The following is a 16,257-nucleotide window of genomic DNA, read 5'->3' as shown; positions in this document are numbered from 1 at the left end:
GGCGTCGGTCAAGAAGGGCGTATCCATGGGGATATGTCCGCTATCACACGCATGTCCTTCGATCACTCCCCTGGGTGATCTGACGCGTACGCATAGTCCGTTCGGGCCATTCAAGATTGGGCCCGAAGGGGGTGTTGCGCTGTGCCCACCTTCCGTAACGTCCCAACTGGCAGCGGTGAATATGCCGCTGCCGCCGTGGGGGAGCCTCGATTCGGGAGAGGACGGCGCCGGTATGGGCTGGGTAGCTGACTGGAGTGCGCAGGCGGCCTGCCGCACTACCGATCCGGATGAACTTTTCGTGCAGGGAGCGGCACAGAACAGGGCAAAGGCGGTGTGCACCGGATGTCCGGTGCGGACCGAGTGCCTCGCCGACGCCCTCGACAACCGCGTGGAGTTCGGTGTGTGGGGCGGCATGACGGAGCGCGAGCGCCGTGCCCTGCTGCGCCGACGGCCGACCGTCACCTCGTGGCGCCGGCTCCTGGAGACCGCGCGGACGGAGTACGAGCGTGGTGCGGGCCTGCTGCCCGTGGCGATCGAGGACGACGCGACGTACGAGGCGTACGCCGCGGTGGGCTAGTCCCCCCCCGCTCGGAGACGGGCAAGGGGCGGTGGCTCAGGCCGAGGGCATGCGCCCGGCCGTGAGCCGGTCACCGATGGCCCGCAGCCCGGCGAGGTCGTGCACATCGCCGGGCAGGGCGGCCACTTCGGCCACGGCCACCTCGGGGTGGAGCGCGGTGAAGCGGTCGCGGGTGCGCTGCTCACGCGCGAGCACCCGCATGCGCTCGGCATGCAGGCGCAGAAGTCCCGCGGTGAGATGTCGTACGTCTGTGTCCGTGGCGGTGCTTACGTCGTCTACGTCTGGGTGCTGTGCGGCCGGTTCGGCTGTGGGGGCAGCCTCGGTTACGGAAGAAACGGCGGCGGTGGCGAGATCTGACAGCTCGGGCGACGTGGCCGGGGAGCCACTCAAACCAGCCTTCCCGTCCCCCCGATCCGCCATGCGCCCCTCGTCAAGATTTTCCGCGGCGGCGCGCGCCCGCTCGGCCGAGAGGCCGGCCGCGCCACTGCCGTGGACGCGGTTGAGGACGAGACCGGCCAGCGGCATCTCCTCGGCCGCCAGCCGCTCCACGAAGTACGCGGCCTCGCGCAGCGCGTCCCGCTCCGGCGTGGCGACGACGAGGAACGCCGTGCCCGGGGCCTGGAGCAGCTTGTACGTGGCGTCGGCGCGGGTCCGGAAGCCGCCGAACATCGTGTCCATCGCCGCCACGAAGGTCTGCACGTCCTTGAGGAACTGACCGCCCAGCAGCTTCCCGAGCGTCCCCGTCATCATCGACATGCCGACGTTGAGGAACTTGATGCCGGCCCGGCCGCCCACCTTCGCCGGGGCCATGAGCAGCTTGATGAACTTCCCGTCGAGGAACGACCCCAGCCGCTTCGGCGCGTCCAGGAAGTCCAGCGCGGAGCGGGACGGCGGCGTGTCGACCACGATCAGGTCCCACTCGTCGCGCGCCCGGAGCTGGCCCAGCTTCTCCATCGCCATGTACTCCTGCGTACCGGCGAATCCGGCCGACAGGGACTGGTAGAAGGGGTTCTCCAGGATCGCCCGGGCCCGCTCGGGCTCGGCGTGCGCCTCGACGATCTCGTCGAAGGTCCGCTTCATGTCGAGCATCATGGCGTGCAGTTCGCCGCCGTCGGAGCCCTTGATGCCGTCGACCTTGCGCGGGGTGTTGTCGAGGGAGTCGATGCCCATCGACTGGGCGAGGCGGCGGGCCGGGTCGATGGTGAGGACGACGACCCGTCGGCCGCGCTCCGCCGCCCGTACGCCGAGGGCCGCCGCGGTGGTCGTCTTGCCGACCCCGCCGGCGCCGCAGCAGACGATGATGCGGGTGCCCCGGTCATCGATGAGCGGGTCGAGCTCCAACACGGGCACGGCGTCGAGCCCGGTCGTGTCCCGCTCGGCCGTGTCCCGCACGGCCGTCCCGGCCCCTGATGCGTCGAGCCCCGTCGCGTCGGCGCCGGTCCCGGCGGTCGGCTTGTCCGTCACGCGCCCACCCCTTGCTTCCGCAGTTCCTTCGCCAGCCGGTAGAGCCCCGCGATGTCCCCGCCGTCCCCGAGGAAGGGCAGCTCGTACGCGGGCACGCCGATGCCGTCCAGGACCGCGCGCTGATCCCGCTCCAGCTCCACCCGCCGGGCGTGCTCGGCCGCCTGGTCGAGAAGCGGCTCGACGAGACGCGTGCCGCCCGCGATGCCGACGGACCCCAGGCTCCGCGCGATCGCCTCCCGGTGGTCGCCGGAGGCGGCCCGTACCGCCGCTTCGTCGAGGACGTGCGGGCGGACCATGTTCACCACGACCCGGCCCACCGGCAGTTCGGCCGCGCGGAGCTCCGCGATGCCGTCCGCCGTCTCCTGGACGGGCATCTCCTCCAGGAGCGTCACCAGGTGGACCGCCGTCTCGGGGGACTTGAGGACCCGCATGACGGCCTGCGCCTGGTTGTGTATCGGGCCGATCCTGGCCAGCCCCGCGACCTCGTCGTTGACGTTGAGGAAGCGGGTGATGCGGCCGGTGGGCGGCGCGTCCATGACCACGTGGTCGTAGGTGTGGCCGCCGTGCTTCTCGCGCCGCTTGACCGCCTCGCACGCCTTGCCGGTCAGCAGGACGTCCCGTACCCCCGGCGCTATCGTCGTCGCGAAGTCGATCGCGCCGAGCTTCTTGAGCGCCCGCCCCGCGCCGCCGAGTTTGTAGAACATCTGGAGGTAGTCGAGGAGCGCGCGCTCGGCGTCGATCGCCAGCGCGTACACCTCGCCGCCGCCCGGCGCTACGGCGATCTTGCGTTCCTCGTACGGAAGCGCTTCCGTCTCGAAGAGCTGTGCGATGCCCTGTCTGCCTTCGACCTCGACGAGGAGGGTGCGTTTGCCCTCCGTCGCGAGGGCGAGCGCGAGGGCGGCGGCGACCGTCGTCTTACCGGTACCGCCCTTTCCGCTGACGACCTGGAGCCTGCTCACGCTGTCGAGCCTAACCACTGGCGGCGCCGCCCAATCAGGAGGCCGCCCCGCGGCAGCGGATACAGTCGGCTCCATGACCAAGTGGGAGTACGTCACGGTGCCGCTTCTGGTGCACGCGACGAAGCAGATTCTGGACACCTGGGGCGAGGACGGCTGGGAGCTCGTCCAGGTCGTGCCCGGGCCGAACAACCCCGAGCAGCTCGTGGCCTACCTGAAGCGGGCCAAGTCGTGAGCGGGGCCGTGGAGGCGAAGCTCGCCGAGCTCGGCCTGACCCTGCCGGAGGTCGTGCCGCCGCTGGCCGCCTACCAGCCGGCCGTGCAGTCCGGCGTGTACGTCTACACCTCGGGCCAGCTCCCGATGGTGGGGGGCAAGCTCTCGGTGACCGGCAAGGTCGGCGACGAGGTCACCGCCGAGGAGGCCAAGCAGCTCGCGGCCACCTGCGCGCTGAACGCCCTCGCGGCCGTGAAGTCGGTCGCCGGTGACCTGGACCGGATCAAGCGGGTCGTGAAGGTCGTGGGCTTCGTCGCCTCCGCCTCCGACTTCACCGGACAGCCGGCCGTCATCAACGGCGCCAGCGAGCTGCTCGGCGCGGTCCTCGGCGACAAGGGCGTGCACGCACGCAGCGCCGTCGGCGTGGCCGTGCTGCCGCTCGACGCGCCGGTCGAGGTCGAGGTCCAGGTGGAGCTCGTCGACGCCTGATCGCTCGTGAGGTGTGTGAGGAGCCGGTTTTCCCGCGGCGGGGGAGCCGGCTCTCGCGCGTTCACGGCCGGGGCCACACCGTCCGGCCCTCGTGCATTTCGGTGCTTGCGCATAGCATCCGCCCATGTCGAATGCTCAGCCGAACGGTCAGTGGTACCCGCCGGAATGGCCCGACCGCATCCGGGCCCACGCCGCGGGCGAGCTCACCCCGGTGAGCCCCCGGCGCGCCGCCACCGTGCTCCTCCTGCGGGACGGGGCCGCGGGGCCCGACGTGCACATGCTGCGCCGCCGCGCCTCGATGGCCTTCGCGGGCGGTGCGTACGCCTATCCCGGCGGCGGGGTCGACCCGCGCGACGAACAGCCGGTGCGCTGGGCGGGGCCCTCCCTCGCCGAATGGGCCGGGCGCCTCGGCCTCGACGACCCGGCGCAGGCCCAGGCCGTGGTCTGCGCGGCCGTCCGCGAGACCTTCGAGGAGGCGGGCGTCCTGCTCGCCGGGGAGACCGCGGAGACCGTGGTCGGCGACACCACGGGCGAGGACTGGGAGCGGGACCGGGAGGCGCTCGTCGCCCGGGAGCTGCACTTCGCCGACTTCCTCGACCGGCGCGGGCTCGTCCTGCGCTCGGACCTGCTCGGCGCGTGGGCCCGCTGGATCACCCCCGAGTTCGAGCAGCGGCGGTTCGACACGTGGTTCTTCGTGGCCGCGCTCCCGGCCGGCCAGCGCACCCGGGACGTCTCCGGGGAGGCCGACCGCACGGTGTGGATCCGGCCCTCGGAGGCCGCCGCCGGCTATGACCGGGGCGAGCTGATGATGATGCCGCCGACGATCTCGACGCTGCGCGCCCTGGAGGCGTACGGCACGGCCGAGGAGGCGCTGGAGGCGGCCGGGGAGCAGGATCTGGCCCCCGTACTCGCCCAGGCGCGTCTGGAGGGCGACGAGCTGGTCCTGAGCTGGCCGGGGCACGAGGAGTTCACGAAGATCATCCCGGCGGGGGGTGCGGGATGAGCGACGCCGCCGCCCTGCCCGGGCAGCCGCGCGGGCTCGTCGTCTCCGGGCCCGCGACCGCCCGCGCGGTGAACGTGCTCGCGCCGAACCCGTCCGCGATGACCCTCGACGGCACGAACACCTGGCTGCTCTCCGAGCCCGGCTCCGACCTCGCCGTCGTCGTCGACCCGGGCCCGCTCGACGAGGGCCATCTGCGCCATGTCGTGGAGACCGCCGAGAAGCTCGGCAAGCGGATCGCGCTCACGCTGCTCACCCACGGCCATCCGGACCACGCGGAGGGCGCCGGCCGCTTCGCCGAGCTGACCCGGACCGCCGTACGGGCCCTGGACCCGGCGCTGCGGCTCGGCGACGAGGGGCTCGGCGCGGGGGACGTGCTGGAGGTCGGCGGCCTGGAGGTGCGGGTCGTCCCGACACCCGGGCACACCTCGGACTCGCTCTCCTTCCATCTGCCCGCCGACCGGGCGGTCCTGACGGGGGACACGATCCTGGGGCGCGGCACGACGATGGTCGCGCATCCGGACGGGCGGCTCGGCGACTACCTGGACTCGCTGCGGCGGCTCCGCTCGCTCACGGTCGACGGCGGGGTGCACACGGTCCTGCCGGGGCACGGTCCGGTCCTGGAGGACGCGCAGGGGGCCGTGGAGTTCTATCTGGCGCACCGGGCGAACCGGCTCGCGCAGGTCGAGACGGCGGTCGAGAGCGGCCACCGGACGGCGGCGGAGGTGGTGGCGCACGTGTACGCGGACGTGGACCGCTCGCTCTGGCCGGCGGCGGAGCTGTCCGTACGGGCGCAGCTGGAGTACCTGCGGGAGCGCGGCCTGGTCTGACCGCCGCCCTCCGTGGGGCGGGGCCGGGTCCGGCAAGGGAGGCCGGCGGTCTTTGCTGGGACCCGGCATGGTTCAGGGACACGTCATGCTTTACGGTCCCTTTACGTAAGCCATCTCGGCAGTCGTTCCATCGGGGGGATTCTCGTGCTCGTCCTGGCCGTTCTTCTGTTCATCGCGGCAGTGGTGCTCTACTTCGTGGGGCGTTCCACGGACCGCTCCGCCTTCCGCCTCGGCGCGCTGGGCGCGGTGATCGCCGCTCTCCTCGCGGGCATCACCAGCGTCGTCCACGTGGTCGGAGCGTACGAGGTCGGCGTGCCGGTGACCTTCGGCAAGGTGGGTTCGCCCATGACGCCGGGCGTGAACCTGATATCGCCGTTCACGACGGTCACCTCCTTCTCCACGCGCCCGGTGGACCTGAACCTCTCCGACAACGACGTGGTCGAGGTCCGTTCCTCACAGGGCGGTGTGATGGAGGTCGAGGTGACCGTGAAGTGGGCCGTCGCGCCGGCCAAGGCCGTGGAGCTGTACCGGCTCGCCGGCAGCGAGTCCGCCATCCAGCAGCGGCTGGTCTTCCCGGACAGCCGGGAGATCGTGCGTAACGTCTTCGCCCGCCACACCAGCGAGGAGGGCTACAGCTCCGCCCGGGAGAAGATCAACGCCGAGATCGGCAACCTGATCAAGGAGCGCCTGGCCCCGCGCGGGATCGACGTGACCACGGTCAACCTGCGGAACGTGAAGCCGTCCAAGGCGCTGCAGGACCAGATCGACCGGAAGATCCAGCAGCAGCAGGCGACCGAGCGTGCCGTCGAGGCCGCCCGTACGGCCAAGGCAGAGTCCGACCGGCGCCGGATCGAGGCGGAGGGCATCGCCCGCGCCAACAAGATCCTCAACGACTCGCTGACGGACAAGGTCCTGATGAACCAGTGCATCGACGCGTTCAAGGAGGCCGCGGCGAAGAACGCGATCTACACCGTGCCCTGCGGGAACGGCGCCTCGGCCCCGGTGATCGTGGACGGCTCGAAGCGCTGACCGCGCGCTGACACGAACGCACGAAAGGCCGCCCCGGTCCTCGGACCGGGGCGGCCTTTCGCGTACTCCTTGCGGACGGGACCGCTTGCAGCTTCCCGCTTACCGCGAGCGCTTCGCGAGGCGCTCCACGTCCAGCAGGATCACGGCGCGGGCCTCCAGGCGCAGCCAGCCGCGCTGGGCGAAGTCGGCGAGCGCCTTGTTGACCGTCTCGCGGGAGGCGCCGACCAGCTGGGCCAGCTCCTCCTGGGTGAGGTCGTGGACGACGTGGATGCCCTCCTCCGACTGCACGCCGAAGCGGCGCGACAGGTCGAGGAGCGCGCGGGCGACACGGCCCGGCACGTCGGAGAAGACCAGGTCGGACATCTGGTCGTTGGTCTTGCGCAGCCGGCGGGCGACCGCGCGGAGCAGCGCGGTGGCCACCTCCGGGCGGGCGTTCAGCCAGGGCTGGAGGTCGCCGTGGCCGAGACCGAGCAGCTTGACCTCGGTCAGCGCCGTGGCGGTCGCGGTGCGCGGACCCGGGTCGAAGAGGGACAGCTCGCCGATGAGCTCGCCGGGGCCGAGGACCGCCAGCATGTTCTCGCGGCCGTCGGGGGAGGTGCGGTGCAGCTTGACCTTGCCTTCGGTGACCACGTACAGGCGGTCACCGGGGTCGCCTTCGTGGAACAGCGCGTCGCCACGGGCGAGCGTCGCCTCACTCATCGAGGCGCGCAGCTCGGCGGCCTGCTCGTCATCGAGCGCCGCGAAGAGCGGGGCGCGCCGCAGAACGTCGTCCACGAGTTCTCTCCATACTGTCGACCTGCTCAAAGGACCTGGGTCCCATGATGCCGGACGCACAAAACAGTGCGATCAATCACAACAAGTTTGACGCACTTGGCTACCCGTGCGTACGGCAGGGGCCCGATTGGGGTCCGATCGGCCATGCCCAAGGCGGATGTCGGTGGTGGCCCCTAGGCTGGCCGGGTGTCCAACTCGCCGGTGAGAGCGCAGGCCAAGGGGGCTGAAAGAGTGTCGGCCGAAGGTAATTCCGCCGTGGGCGAACGCGGCGTGTCGAAACGGGTGAAAGCCTCAAATCGGAAGGCTGAGGGCTCCGAGCCGGCCAAGACCGGGCAGCCTGCCGCGTCGGCCCAGCCTGCCGCGTCGGCCCAGTCGGCCCAGTCGGCCAAGCCTGCCGCGGCCAAGTCCGCCGCATCGGCCAAGCCCGCGAAGTCCGCCGCATCGGCCAAGTCCGGGAAGCCCGCCGTGTCGGCCGGGCCTGCCTTCGCCAAGCCCGCCGCGAAGCCCGAGTCGCGGCTCGCGATGGTCCGGCGGGCGCGGAAGATCAACCGCGAGCTGGCCGAGGTCTTCCCGTACGCCCATCCGGAGCTCGACTTCCGGAACCCCTTCGAGCTGCTCGTCGCCACGGTCCTCTCCGCGCAGACCACCGACCTGCGGGTCAACCAGACCACCCCCGCGCTCTTCGCGAAGTACCCCACGCCCGAGGACCTCGCCGCCGCCGTGCCGGAGGAGGTCGAGGAGCTGATCCGCCCGACCGGCTTCTTCCGGGCCAAGACCAGGTCGATCATGGGCCTGGCCGCCGCGCTGAGGGACGACTTCGGCGGAGAGGTCCCCGGCCGCCTGGAGGACCTCGTCAAGCTCCCCGGCGTCGGCCGCAAGACCGCGTTCGTGGTCCTCGGAAACGCCTTCGGGGTCCCCGGCATCACCGTCGACACCCACTTCATGCGCCTCGTCCGCCGCTGGAGGTGGACCGAGCAGGAGGACCCGGTCAAGATCGAGGCGGAAATCGCGGAGATCTTCCCGAAGAGCGAGTGGACCATGCTCTCGCACCGGGTGATCTTCCACGGCCGCCGGATCTGCCACGCCCGCAAGCCCGCGTGCGGCGCCTGCCCGATCACCCACCTCTGCCCCTCGTACGGCGAGGGCGAGACGGACCCGGAGAAGGCGCGGAAGCTGCTCAAGTACGAGATGGGCGGCTTCCCCGGCCAGCGGCTCGACCCGCCGCCCGGCTACCCGGGCCGCCCCGCGCCCCCACTGGGCGCCGGCGACTGAGCCCGGGCGGTCGCGCCAGGCCGAGGATCCGAGGCGGAGCCCCGGGCCGGTCGCGCGAGGCCGACCCGCCGGCCCCGACCCGCAGGGAACGAAGACGACCATCGATCGCGTTGTGAAACACGGGGTGCCTATGACGCGCACTGACGAAGACATCCATGACGAGCACGTGCACGGCGAAGGGGCCCGCGCCCCCGGTACCGGCGGTCTGCTCGACAGGGGCGGCCTGCCGGCCTGGCTCGGCCCCGTCGACCGGGCCGCCCGCACGGTCGCGCCCGAGCAGCTGAGCCGCTTCCTGCCGCCAGAGAGCGGCGCGGGGCGCCAGTCAGCCGTCCTCGTCCTCTTCGGCGAGGGCGAGCGCGGCCCCGAGCTGCTGCTCATGGAGCGCGCCGGCAGCCTCCGCTCGCACGCCGGGCAGCCCTCCTTCCCGGGCGGCGCCCTCGACCCCGAGGACGGCGACCCGGCCGACGGCGGGCTGCTGCGCGCCGCCCTGCGGGAGGCCCAGGAGGAGACCGGGCTCGACCCGGCGGGCGTCCAGATCTTCGGCGTACTGCCGCAGCTCTACATCCCGGTCAGCGGCTTCGTCGTCACCCCCGTCCTCGGCTGGTGGCGCGTCCCGAGCCCGGTCGGGGTCGTCGACCCCGGCGAGACCGCCCGCGTGTTCACCGTGCCCGTGGCGGATCTCACGGATCCCGCGAACCGCGCGACGACCGTCCACCCGAGCGGCCACCAGGGCCCCGGCTTCCTGGTCGAGTCCGCTCTGGTCTGGGGTTTTACGGCCGGAGTGATCGACCGGCTACTGCACTACTCGGGCTGGGAGCGACCTTGGGACCGGTCCAAGCAGGTCCCGCTCGACTGGCGCTCATGACAGGCTGACCCCGGGCGACCGAAACGAATTTGCGAGGCTATCGACGGTGAACGTGCTGGACATCTTGTTGCTGCTCGCCGCCGTATGGTTCGCCGTCATCGGATATCGCCAGGGATTCGTGGTCGGCATCCTGTCGGTGGTCGGGTTCCTCGGCGGCGGTCTCGTCGCCGTTCTGCTGCTCCCGATCCTCTGGGACCAGCTGACGGACAACAGCGAGGTCTCGACCACGGCGACGGTCGTCTTCGTGATGGTGGTCATCATCTGCGCCTCGGTCGGCCAGGCGTTCACCACCCACCTCGGCAACAAGCTCCGCCGGCACATCACCTGGTCACCGGTGCGCGCCCTGGACGCCACCGGCGGCGCTCTGGTCAACGTCGTCGCGATGCTGCTCGTGGCCTGGCTGATCGGCTCGGCCCTGGCCCGGACCTCGCTGCCCACCGTGGGCAAGGAGGTGCGGAACTCCAAGGTCCTGCTCGGGGTGGAGCAGGTGATGCCGGATCAGGCGTCCCGCTGGTTCGACGACTTCAGCTCCATGCTGGCCCGCAGCGGCTTCCCCCCGGTCTTCAGCCCCTTCGCCAACGAGCCGATCACCCCGGTCACCCCGCCCGACCCGGAGCTCGCCGACAGCCCGGTTGCCGCCCGCGCCCAGCGCTCCATCGTGAAGGTCGTCGGCACCGCGCCGAGTTGCGGCAAGGTCTTCGAGGGCACCGGCTTCGTCTTCGCCGACCGCCGGGTCATGACCAATGCCCACGTCGTCGGCGGGGTCGACGAGCCGACCGTCCAGATAGGCGGTGAGGGCAAGCTCTACGACGCCAAGGTCGTCCTCTACGACTGGCAGCGCGACATCGCCGTCCTGGACGTGCCGGACCTCAAGGCGCAGCCGCTGAACTTCACGGAGCAGGACGCCCGCAGCGGCGACGACGCGATCGTCGCCGGCTTCCCGGAGAACGGCTCGTACGACGTGCGCTCCGCGCGCGTCCGGGGCCGTATCAGCGCCAAGGGGCCCGACATCTACCAGCGGGACGAGGTGCGCAGGGACGTGTACTCGCTGTACGCGACGGTCCGTCAGGGCAACTCCGGCGGCCCGCTCCTCACGGAGGACGGCGAGGTGAACGGCGTGATCTTCGCCCGCTCCCTCGACGACGTGAACACCGGCTACGCCCTGACTGTCGACGAGATCCGCGAGGACATCGAGCGCGGGAAGACCGCCGTCCAGCAGGTCGACACCCAGGGCTGCGCGCTGTAGCGCACGACTCGGAGGAGGCCTCCCGAAAAGGAGGCCCCCCAGGTCGTCGCCCCGGGTGTCGTACCCCCTACGGCGTGTCGCGTGGATGCCGGAGCCGGGCCGAGACCCAGCGCGCCCGGCGGCGCAGAATGCGTGAGATCCCTACCCCTGGCACGGCGTGCGCGTGGCCCTGGTCCTGGGGGCCACCCCTCTCTCGGGAGCCCGGCCCAGCGGCCGAGCGGCGGTTGCGTGCTGTGTCACCGTAGTCGTGCGTCCAGCCCATACCTCGACGTCTGCCCGTGCCCCAAGGTCGGTAACCGCCCGGGGGCCCGCCAATTGGAGTATGCGCCGGGCACATGGCCGTTCGACGGATGCCTGTGCGTCAGAAGCCTGGCCGGAAAGCGGTGCGGACGGTGCGTCAGCGATCCGGCTCGGGATCCTTCAGCCAGTTGACGAGCTCCGTGGAGAAGGCCGCCGGGTCCTCCTCGTGCGGGAAGTGGCCGAGACCGTCGAAGAGCCGCCAGCGGTACGGCGCCTCCACGTACTCGCCCGAGCCGGCCGCGCTGCGGGTCCGCATCACCGGGTCCAGGGAGCCGTGGAGGTGCAGCGTCGGCACCCGTACGGGCCGCTTCATGCGGCGGTTGAACTGGATGCCGTCCGGGCGGGCCAGGGAGCGCACCATCCAGCGGTACGGCTCGATCGAGCAGTGCGCCGTCGACGGGACCAGCATCGCCCGCCGGTACACCTCGACGGCGTCCTCGTCGGCGGGGCGCGGCCCCGACCACTCGTGGATCAGCTCCCCCACGAGCGCCGCGTCGTCCGCGACGAGCCGGCGCTCCGGCAGCCACGGCCGCTGGAAGCCCCAGATGTGCGAGCCGGCCCGCGACTGCGCGAAGTCGGAGAGCATCGCCGAGCGCCAGCGGCGCGGGTGCGGCATCGAGGAGACGGCCAGGCGGCGCACCAGCTTGGGCCGCATCACGGCCGCCGTCCAGGCGAGGTAGCCGCCCAGGTCGTGCCCGACGAGCGCCGCGTCCGGTTCCCCGAGGGAGCGGATGACGCCGGTGATGTCGAGGGCCAGGTTGGCGGGGTCGTAACCCCGGGGCGTGCGGTCGCTGCCGCCGACCCCGCGCAGGTCCATCGCGACGGCCCGGAACCCCGCGTCGGCGAGGGCCGGCAGCTGGTGGCGCCAGGTCCACCAGAACTGCGGGAAGCCGTGCAGGAGCAGCACCAGCGGGCCGTCGCCCATCTCGGCGATGTGGAAGCGGGCGCCGTTGGCGGCCACGTCGCGATGGGTCCACGGCCCGTCGAGCCGGACGGGCCCGCCGTTGCCGCTGCTGCTCTCGGGGAGGGTCATACGGACGAGCGTGCCACAGCGGAGGCCTTGTCCAGTGCCGGGCGCTGCTCCGGACGGGGGTGCGGCTTCGCGTTCTGCATGATCGCCGCGGTCTGCTTGGCGGAGGCGATGGACCTCTCCGGCGGCTTCACCTTGCGGAACTTGGCGTACGCCACGAAGCCGAGGAGGCCCGCGAGCAGCACGTTCGCCGTGAAGGAGAGCAGGAAGCACCAGACGAGGTTCCAGCCCCCGTTGCCGTTGTGCCCGCCGGTCCAGGTGTTGATGGCGTACGCGAGCGCGAAGCTCAGCATCGGCAGCGAGAACAGCAGCACGACGCCGGCGGCGATGCCCGCGGCACTGCCGATCGCGCCGCGCTTGACGTCCTGCTTGACCTCGGCCTTGGCCAGGGCGATCTCGTCGTGCACCAGCGCGGACATCTCGGCGGTCGCCGAGGCGACCAGCTGGCCGAGGCTGCGCTCGGTGCCGTCGAACGGGTCGCTCATCGCTGCTCCCTCTTCTCTTCTGCGGTCCGAGGCTCTCCACACCGGTGCGAGTCCTCTGCCACGGGCCGACGTCTACGGTCCGACTCAGATCATGCCGGACGGTCGGCGTCGTCGCGCGATGCCCCCGCCGCTCGGGCGCGCTCGCGGTGCTCGGAGGCCTTCTTCTCGTAGATCTCCGCCATGCGTAGGTGGTACGCGGGGTTGTCCTGCTCGTAGATGTCGGGGACGCCGTCCTGGTCCTCGTCGCGCTCCTCGTCGGCGATGAGCGACTGGTACCTGCGGACCCGGAGCTTGAGGAGGACGGAGGCGAGGACGGCCGCGATGAGGGAGCCGATGAGGACGGCGGCCTTCACCTCGTCGGTGAGGGCTGCGTCGCCGGCGAAGGCGAGCTCGCCGATGAGCAGCGAGACGGTGAAGCCGATGCCGGCGAGGGAGGCGACGGCGAAGACGTCCGGCCAGGTCAGGTCGGGGTTGAGCTCGGCCCGGGTGAAGCGGGCGGCGAGCCAGGTGCCGCCGAAGATGCCGATGGCCTTGCCGACGACGAGGCCGAGGACGACGCCGAGGGTGACCGGCTGGGTGAAGACGTCCCCGATCGCCCCGCCGGAGACGCTGACGCCGGCGGAGAAGAGCGCGAACAGCGGGACGGCGAGGCCGGCGGAGAGGGGCCGTACGAGGTGCTCGATGTGCTCGCCGGGGGAGTGCTTCTCGCCCTCGCGGGTGGTGCAGCGCAGCATCAGGCCTATGGCGACGCCGGCGATGGTGGCGTGGACGCCGCTGTTGTACATGAGGCCCCAGATGACGAGGGCCAGCGGGACGTACACGTACCAGCCGTGGACCTCCTTGCGCAGGAGCAGCCAGAAGACGACGAGTCCGGCGATCGCGCCGCCGAGCGCGGCGAAGTTCAGGTCGCTGGTGAAGAAGATCGCGATGATCAGGATCGCGAAGAGGTCGTCGACGACGGCGAGGGTCAGCAGGAAGGCGCGCAGCGCGGACGGCAGGGAGGTGCCGATGACGGCGAGGACGGCGAGCGCGAAGGCGATGTCGGTCGCCGTGGGCACGGCCCAGCCGTCCATCGAGCCGTTGCCGAGGGTGTTGACCAGGGTGTAGACGACGGCGGGCGCGGCCATGCCGCAGATCGCGGCGATGACGGGGAGCGCGGCGGCCTTGGGGTCGCGCAGCTCGCCCGCGACGAGCTCGCGCTTGAGCTCGATGCCGGCGACGAAGAAGAAGATCGCGAGGAGGCCGTCGGCCGCCCAGTGCTGGATCGACAGGTCGAGGCCGAGGGCGGATGGGCCTATGTGGAAGTCCTGTACGGCCTTGTAGCCGTCCGCCGCGGGGGTGTTGGCCCAGATGAGGGCGGCGACGGCGGCGAGGAGGAGCAGTACGCCGCCGACGGTCTCGGTGCGCAGGGCGTCGGCGATGTACCGCCGCTCGGGCAGGGAGAGCAGGCCGAGGAACTTGCGGTCGGTGGGCGCAGACACGTGGGAATCCTCCGTCGGGCAGGCAGGGCGAAGCACATGCCGACCAGACTTCCCGGCTCACCTGGGTCCTTCTGACGCGTTCCTGACGCGATCCTTACCTTACCTAACGAGCGCGGGGCGTGTCCGGCTGGGTTCACTTTATGGATATTAAGGCGTTTCATCCCCCTTGGGCGCGGCAGGGGAAACGCCCGCCCCGAAGGCTCGGGACGGGCGTTCCGTGTCAGGTGGTGACCGTGTCGCCGATCAGTCCTCGCTGGAGGAGGACGGCAGCTGGGTCTGGATGAGCGACATGACCGAGGAGTCGGTGAGCGTCGTGACGTCGCCCAGCTCCCGGTTCTCCGCCACGTCGCGCAGCAGACGGCGCATGATCTTGCCCGAGCGCGTCTTCGGCAGCTCCGCGACCGGCAGGACCCGCTTCGGCTTGGCGATCGGGCCGAGGGTCGCGCCGACGTGGTTGCGCAGGTCGGCGACGAGGTTCTCGTCCTGGGTGGCAGAGCCGCGCAGGATGACGAAGGCGACGATGGCCTGGCCGGTGGTCTCGTCCGCTGCGCCGACGACGGCCGCCTCGGCCACGGCCGGGTGCGAGACGAGCGCCGACTCGACCTCGGTGGTCGAGATGTTGTGGCCCGAGACGAGCATGACGTCGTCGACCCGGCCGAGCAGCCAGATGTCGCCGTCCTCGTCCTTCTTGGCGCCGTCACCGGCGAAGTACTTGCCCTCGAAGCGGGACCAGTACGTGTCGATGTAGCGCTGGTCGTCGCCCCAGATCGTGCGGAGCATCGACGGCCACGGCTCGGTGAGGACCAGGTAGCCGCCACCGCCGTTCGGCACCTCGTTCGCCTCGTCGTCGACGACGGTCGCGGCGATGCCGGGGAGCGGGCGCTGGGCTGAGCCCGGCTTGGTCTCGGTGACGCCCGGCAGCGGCGAGATCATCATCGCGCCGGTCTCGGTCTGCCACCAGGTGTCCACGATCGGGGTCTTGTTGGCGCCGATGTGCTCGCGGTACCAGACCCAGGCCTCGGGGTTGATCGGCTCGCCGACCGAGCCCAGCACGCGGAGGCTGGACAGGTCGAACTTCGCGGGGATGTCGTCGCCCCACTTCATGAACGTGCGGATCGCGGTGGGCGCCGTGTAGAGGATCGTGACGCCGTACTTCTGCACGATCTCCCAGAACCGGCCCTGGTGCGGGGTGTCCGGGGTGCCTTCGTACATGACCTGCGTCGCGCCGTTGGCCAGGGGGCCGTAGACGATGTACGAGTGCCCGGTGACCCAGCCGATGTCGGCGGTGCACCAGTAGACGTCGGTCTCCGGCTTCAGGTCGAAGACCGCGTGGTGCGTGTACGCGGCCTGGGTGAGGTAGCCGCCGGAGGTGTGCAGGATGCCCTTCGGCTTACCCGTGGTGCCGGAGGTGTAGAGGATGAAGAGCGGGTGCTCCGCCTCGAAGGCCTCCGGGGTGTGCTCGGCGGACTGGCGGGCGACGATGTCGTCCCACCACACGTCGCGGCCCTCGGTGAAGGCGGTGTCCTGGCCCGTACGGCGGACCACGAGGACGTGCTCGACCTGCGGGCACTTGGCGACGGCCTCGTCGATGGCCGGCTTGAGGGCGCTCGGCTTGCCACGGCGGTAGCCGCCGTCGGCGGTGACGACCAGCTTGGCGTCGGCGTCCTGGATGCGGGAGGCCACGGCGTCGGCCGAGAAGCCGCCGAAGACCACCGAGTGGGCGGCGCCGACGCGGGCGCAGGCCAGCATCGTGATGGCCGCCTCGGGGATCATCGGCAGGTAGACGGCGACCCGGTCGCCCTTGCGGACGCCCAGCTCGGTCAGGGCGTTGGCCGCCTTGGAGACCTCGTCCTTGAGCTCGGCGTAGGTGATGGCGCGGCTGTCGCCCGGCTCGCCCTCGAAGTGGATGGCGACCCGGTCGCCGTGGCCGGCCTCGACATGGCGGTCGACGCAGTTGTACGCCACGTTCAGCTCGCCGTCCGCGAACCACTTGGCGAACGGCGGGTTCGACCAGTCGAGCGTCTCGGTCGGCTCGGTGGCCCAGGTCAGGCGCTTGGCCTGCTCGGCCCAGAAGCCCAGCCTGTCCGCCTTGGCCTGCTCGTACGCCTCCGCCGTCACATTGGCGTCCGCGGCCAGCTCGGCGGGCGGCGCGAACCGCCGCTCTTCCTTGAGCAGGTTGGCCAAGGATTCGTTGCTCACGACATCTCCCTTTCCCAGGGCGTCCTCTGTGCGTATGTGTCCCGCGT

At 71.4% G+C, this 16,257-nt stretch carries 17 protein-coding genes; 9 read left to right on the top strand and 8 right to left on the bottom strand.

Annotated elements, in window-relative coordinates:
* Positions 1–232: 232 nt before the first annotated feature.
* Positions 233–577, top strand: coding sequence for a WhiB family transcriptional regulator (locus IE124_RS15350; RefSeq protein WP_015034550.1), 345 nt, complete (start codon positions 233–235; stop codon positions 575–577).
* A gap of 36 nt (positions 578–613) precedes the next feature.
* On the opposite strand, the gene bagB is transcribed toward IE124_RS15350, so the two are convergent.
* Positions 614–1,969 carry an ATPase BagB gene (gene bagB / locus IE124_RS15345; RefSeq protein ID WP_370468771.1) on the bottom strand — a complete coding sequence of 452 codons (1,356 nt, stop codon included), beginning with the start codon at positions 1,967–1,969 and terminating at the stop codon, positions 614–616.
* Positions 1,970–2,037: 68 nt separating this feature from the next.
* Positions 2,038–3,000, bottom strand: a complete 963-nt coding sequence (bagA, locus tag IE124_RS15340; protein WP_189508315.1) for an ATPase BagA — start codon at positions 2,998–3,000, stop codon at positions 2,038–2,040.
* Between the two features lie 73 nt (positions 3,001–3,073).
* Between bagA and sp36 the strand changes: the two genes are divergently transcribed.
* From sp36 to IE124_RS15315, 5 genes are all read left to right on the top strand, one after another.
* Positions 3,074–3,232 (top strand): Sp36 family protein, encoded by a 159-nt coding sequence (gene sp36 / locus IE124_RS15335; RefSeq protein ID WP_015034547.1) that lies wholly within the window; start codon positions 3,074–3,076, stop codon positions 3,230–3,232.
* Positions 3,229–3,699 carry a RidA family protein gene (locus IE124_RS15330; RefSeq protein WP_189508314.1) on the top strand — a complete coding sequence of 157 codons (471 nt, stop codon included), beginning with the start codon at positions 3,229–3,231 and terminating at the stop codon, positions 3,697–3,699. The genes sp36 and IE124_RS15330 overlap by 4 nt, the downstream gene beginning before the upstream one ends.
* Positions 3,700–3,823: 124 nt before the next feature.
* Complete coding sequence (locus IE124_RS15325; protein WP_189508313.1) at positions 3,824–4,702, top strand: NUDIX hydrolase; 879 nt, start codon at positions 3,824–3,826, stop codon at positions 4,700–4,702.
* Positions 4,699–5,529: an MBL fold metallo-hydrolase gene (locus IE124_RS15320; protein ID WP_189508312.1), complete on the top strand. Its 831-nt coding sequence runs from the start codon at positions 4,699–4,701 to the stop codon at positions 5,527–5,529. Before IE124_RS15325 ends, IE124_RS15320 begins: the two co-directional genes overlap by 4 nt.
* Before the next feature lie 144 nt (positions 5,530–5,673).
* Complete coding sequence (locus IE124_RS15315) at positions 5,674–6,558, top strand: prohibitin family protein (RefSeq protein WP_189508311.1); 885 nt, start codon at positions 5,674–5,676, stop codon at positions 6,556–6,558.
* Between the two features lie 99 nt (positions 6,559–6,657).
* Here the strand turns inward: IE124_RS15315 and IE124_RS15310 are convergent, their stop codons facing one another.
* A complete protein-coding gene (locus tag IE124_RS15310; protein ID WP_015034542.1) occupies positions 6,658–7,332 on the bottom strand; it encodes a Crp/Fnr family transcriptional regulator in 675 nt (224 codons plus the stop codon).
* 465 nt (positions 7,333–7,797) lie between these two features.
* On the opposite strand from IE124_RS15310, the gene nth reads away from it, so the two are divergent.
* The 3 genes from nth (at position 7,798) to IE124_RS15295 (ending at position 10,715) form a co-directional block, all read left to right on the top strand.
* Positions 7,798–8,604: an endonuclease III gene (gene nth / locus IE124_RS15305; protein ID WP_189508521.1), complete on the top strand. Its 807-nt coding sequence runs from the start codon at positions 7,798–7,800 to the stop codon at positions 8,602–8,604.
* 130 nt (positions 8,605–8,734) lie between these two features.
* Complete coding sequence (locus tag IE124_RS15300; protein ID WP_189508310.1) at positions 8,735–9,469, top strand: NUDIX hydrolase; 735 nt, start codon at positions 8,735–8,737, stop codon at positions 9,467–9,469.
* Positions 9,470–9,515: 46 nt separating this feature from the next.
* Positions 9,516–10,715 carry a MarP family serine protease gene (locus IE124_RS15295; protein WP_189508309.1) on the top strand — a complete coding sequence of 400 codons (1,200 nt, stop codon included), beginning with the start codon at positions 9,516–9,518 and terminating at the stop codon, positions 10,713–10,715.
* Between the two features lie 67 nt (positions 10,716–10,782).
* Here IE124_RS15295 and IE124_RS34905 read toward each other — a convergent pair whose 3' ends face one another.
* The 5 genes from IE124_RS34905 to acs form a co-directional block, all read right to left on the bottom strand.
* Positions 10,783–10,977, bottom strand: a complete 195-nt coding sequence (locus tag IE124_RS34905) for a hypothetical protein (protein WP_078627229.1) — start codon at positions 10,975–10,977, stop codon at positions 10,783–10,785.
* Between the two features lie 135 nt (positions 10,978–11,112).
* The gene (locus IE124_RS15290; protein WP_189508308.1) at positions 11,113–12,048 is read right to left on the bottom strand and encodes an alpha/beta fold hydrolase; all 936 of its coding nucleotides are present in this window, start codon (positions 12,046–12,048) and stop codon (positions 11,113–11,115) included.
* On the bottom strand, positions 12,045–12,530 hold the full coding sequence (locus IE124_RS15285; protein ID WP_189508307.1) for a phage holin family protein: 486 nt from the start codon (positions 12,528–12,530) through the stop codon (positions 12,045–12,047). Before IE124_RS15285 ends, IE124_RS15290 begins: the two co-directional genes overlap by 4 nt.
* Positions 12,531–12,619: 89 nt before the next feature.
* Positions 12,620–14,011: a Na+/H+ antiporter NhaA gene (nhaA, locus tag IE124_RS15280; protein ID WP_189508306.1), complete on the bottom strand. Its 1,392-nt coding sequence runs from the start codon at positions 14,009–14,011 to the stop codon at positions 12,620–12,622.
* 243 nt (positions 14,012–14,254) lie between these two features.
* Complete coding sequence (gene acs / locus IE124_RS15275; RefSeq protein ID WP_189508305.1) at positions 14,255–16,210, bottom strand: acetate--CoA ligase; 1,956 nt, start codon at positions 16,208–16,210, stop codon at positions 14,255–14,257.
* Positions 16,211–16,257: the final 47 nt, after the last annotated feature.

Source organism: Streptomyces narbonensis, assembly GCF_014649015.1.
Lineage (GTDB): Bacteria > Actinomycetota > Actinomycetes > Streptomycetales > Streptomycetaceae > Streptomyces > Streptomyces narbonensis.
Note: the sequence above shows the minus strand (reverse complement) of the source record. Positions and strands in the feature narration are given on the sequence as shown.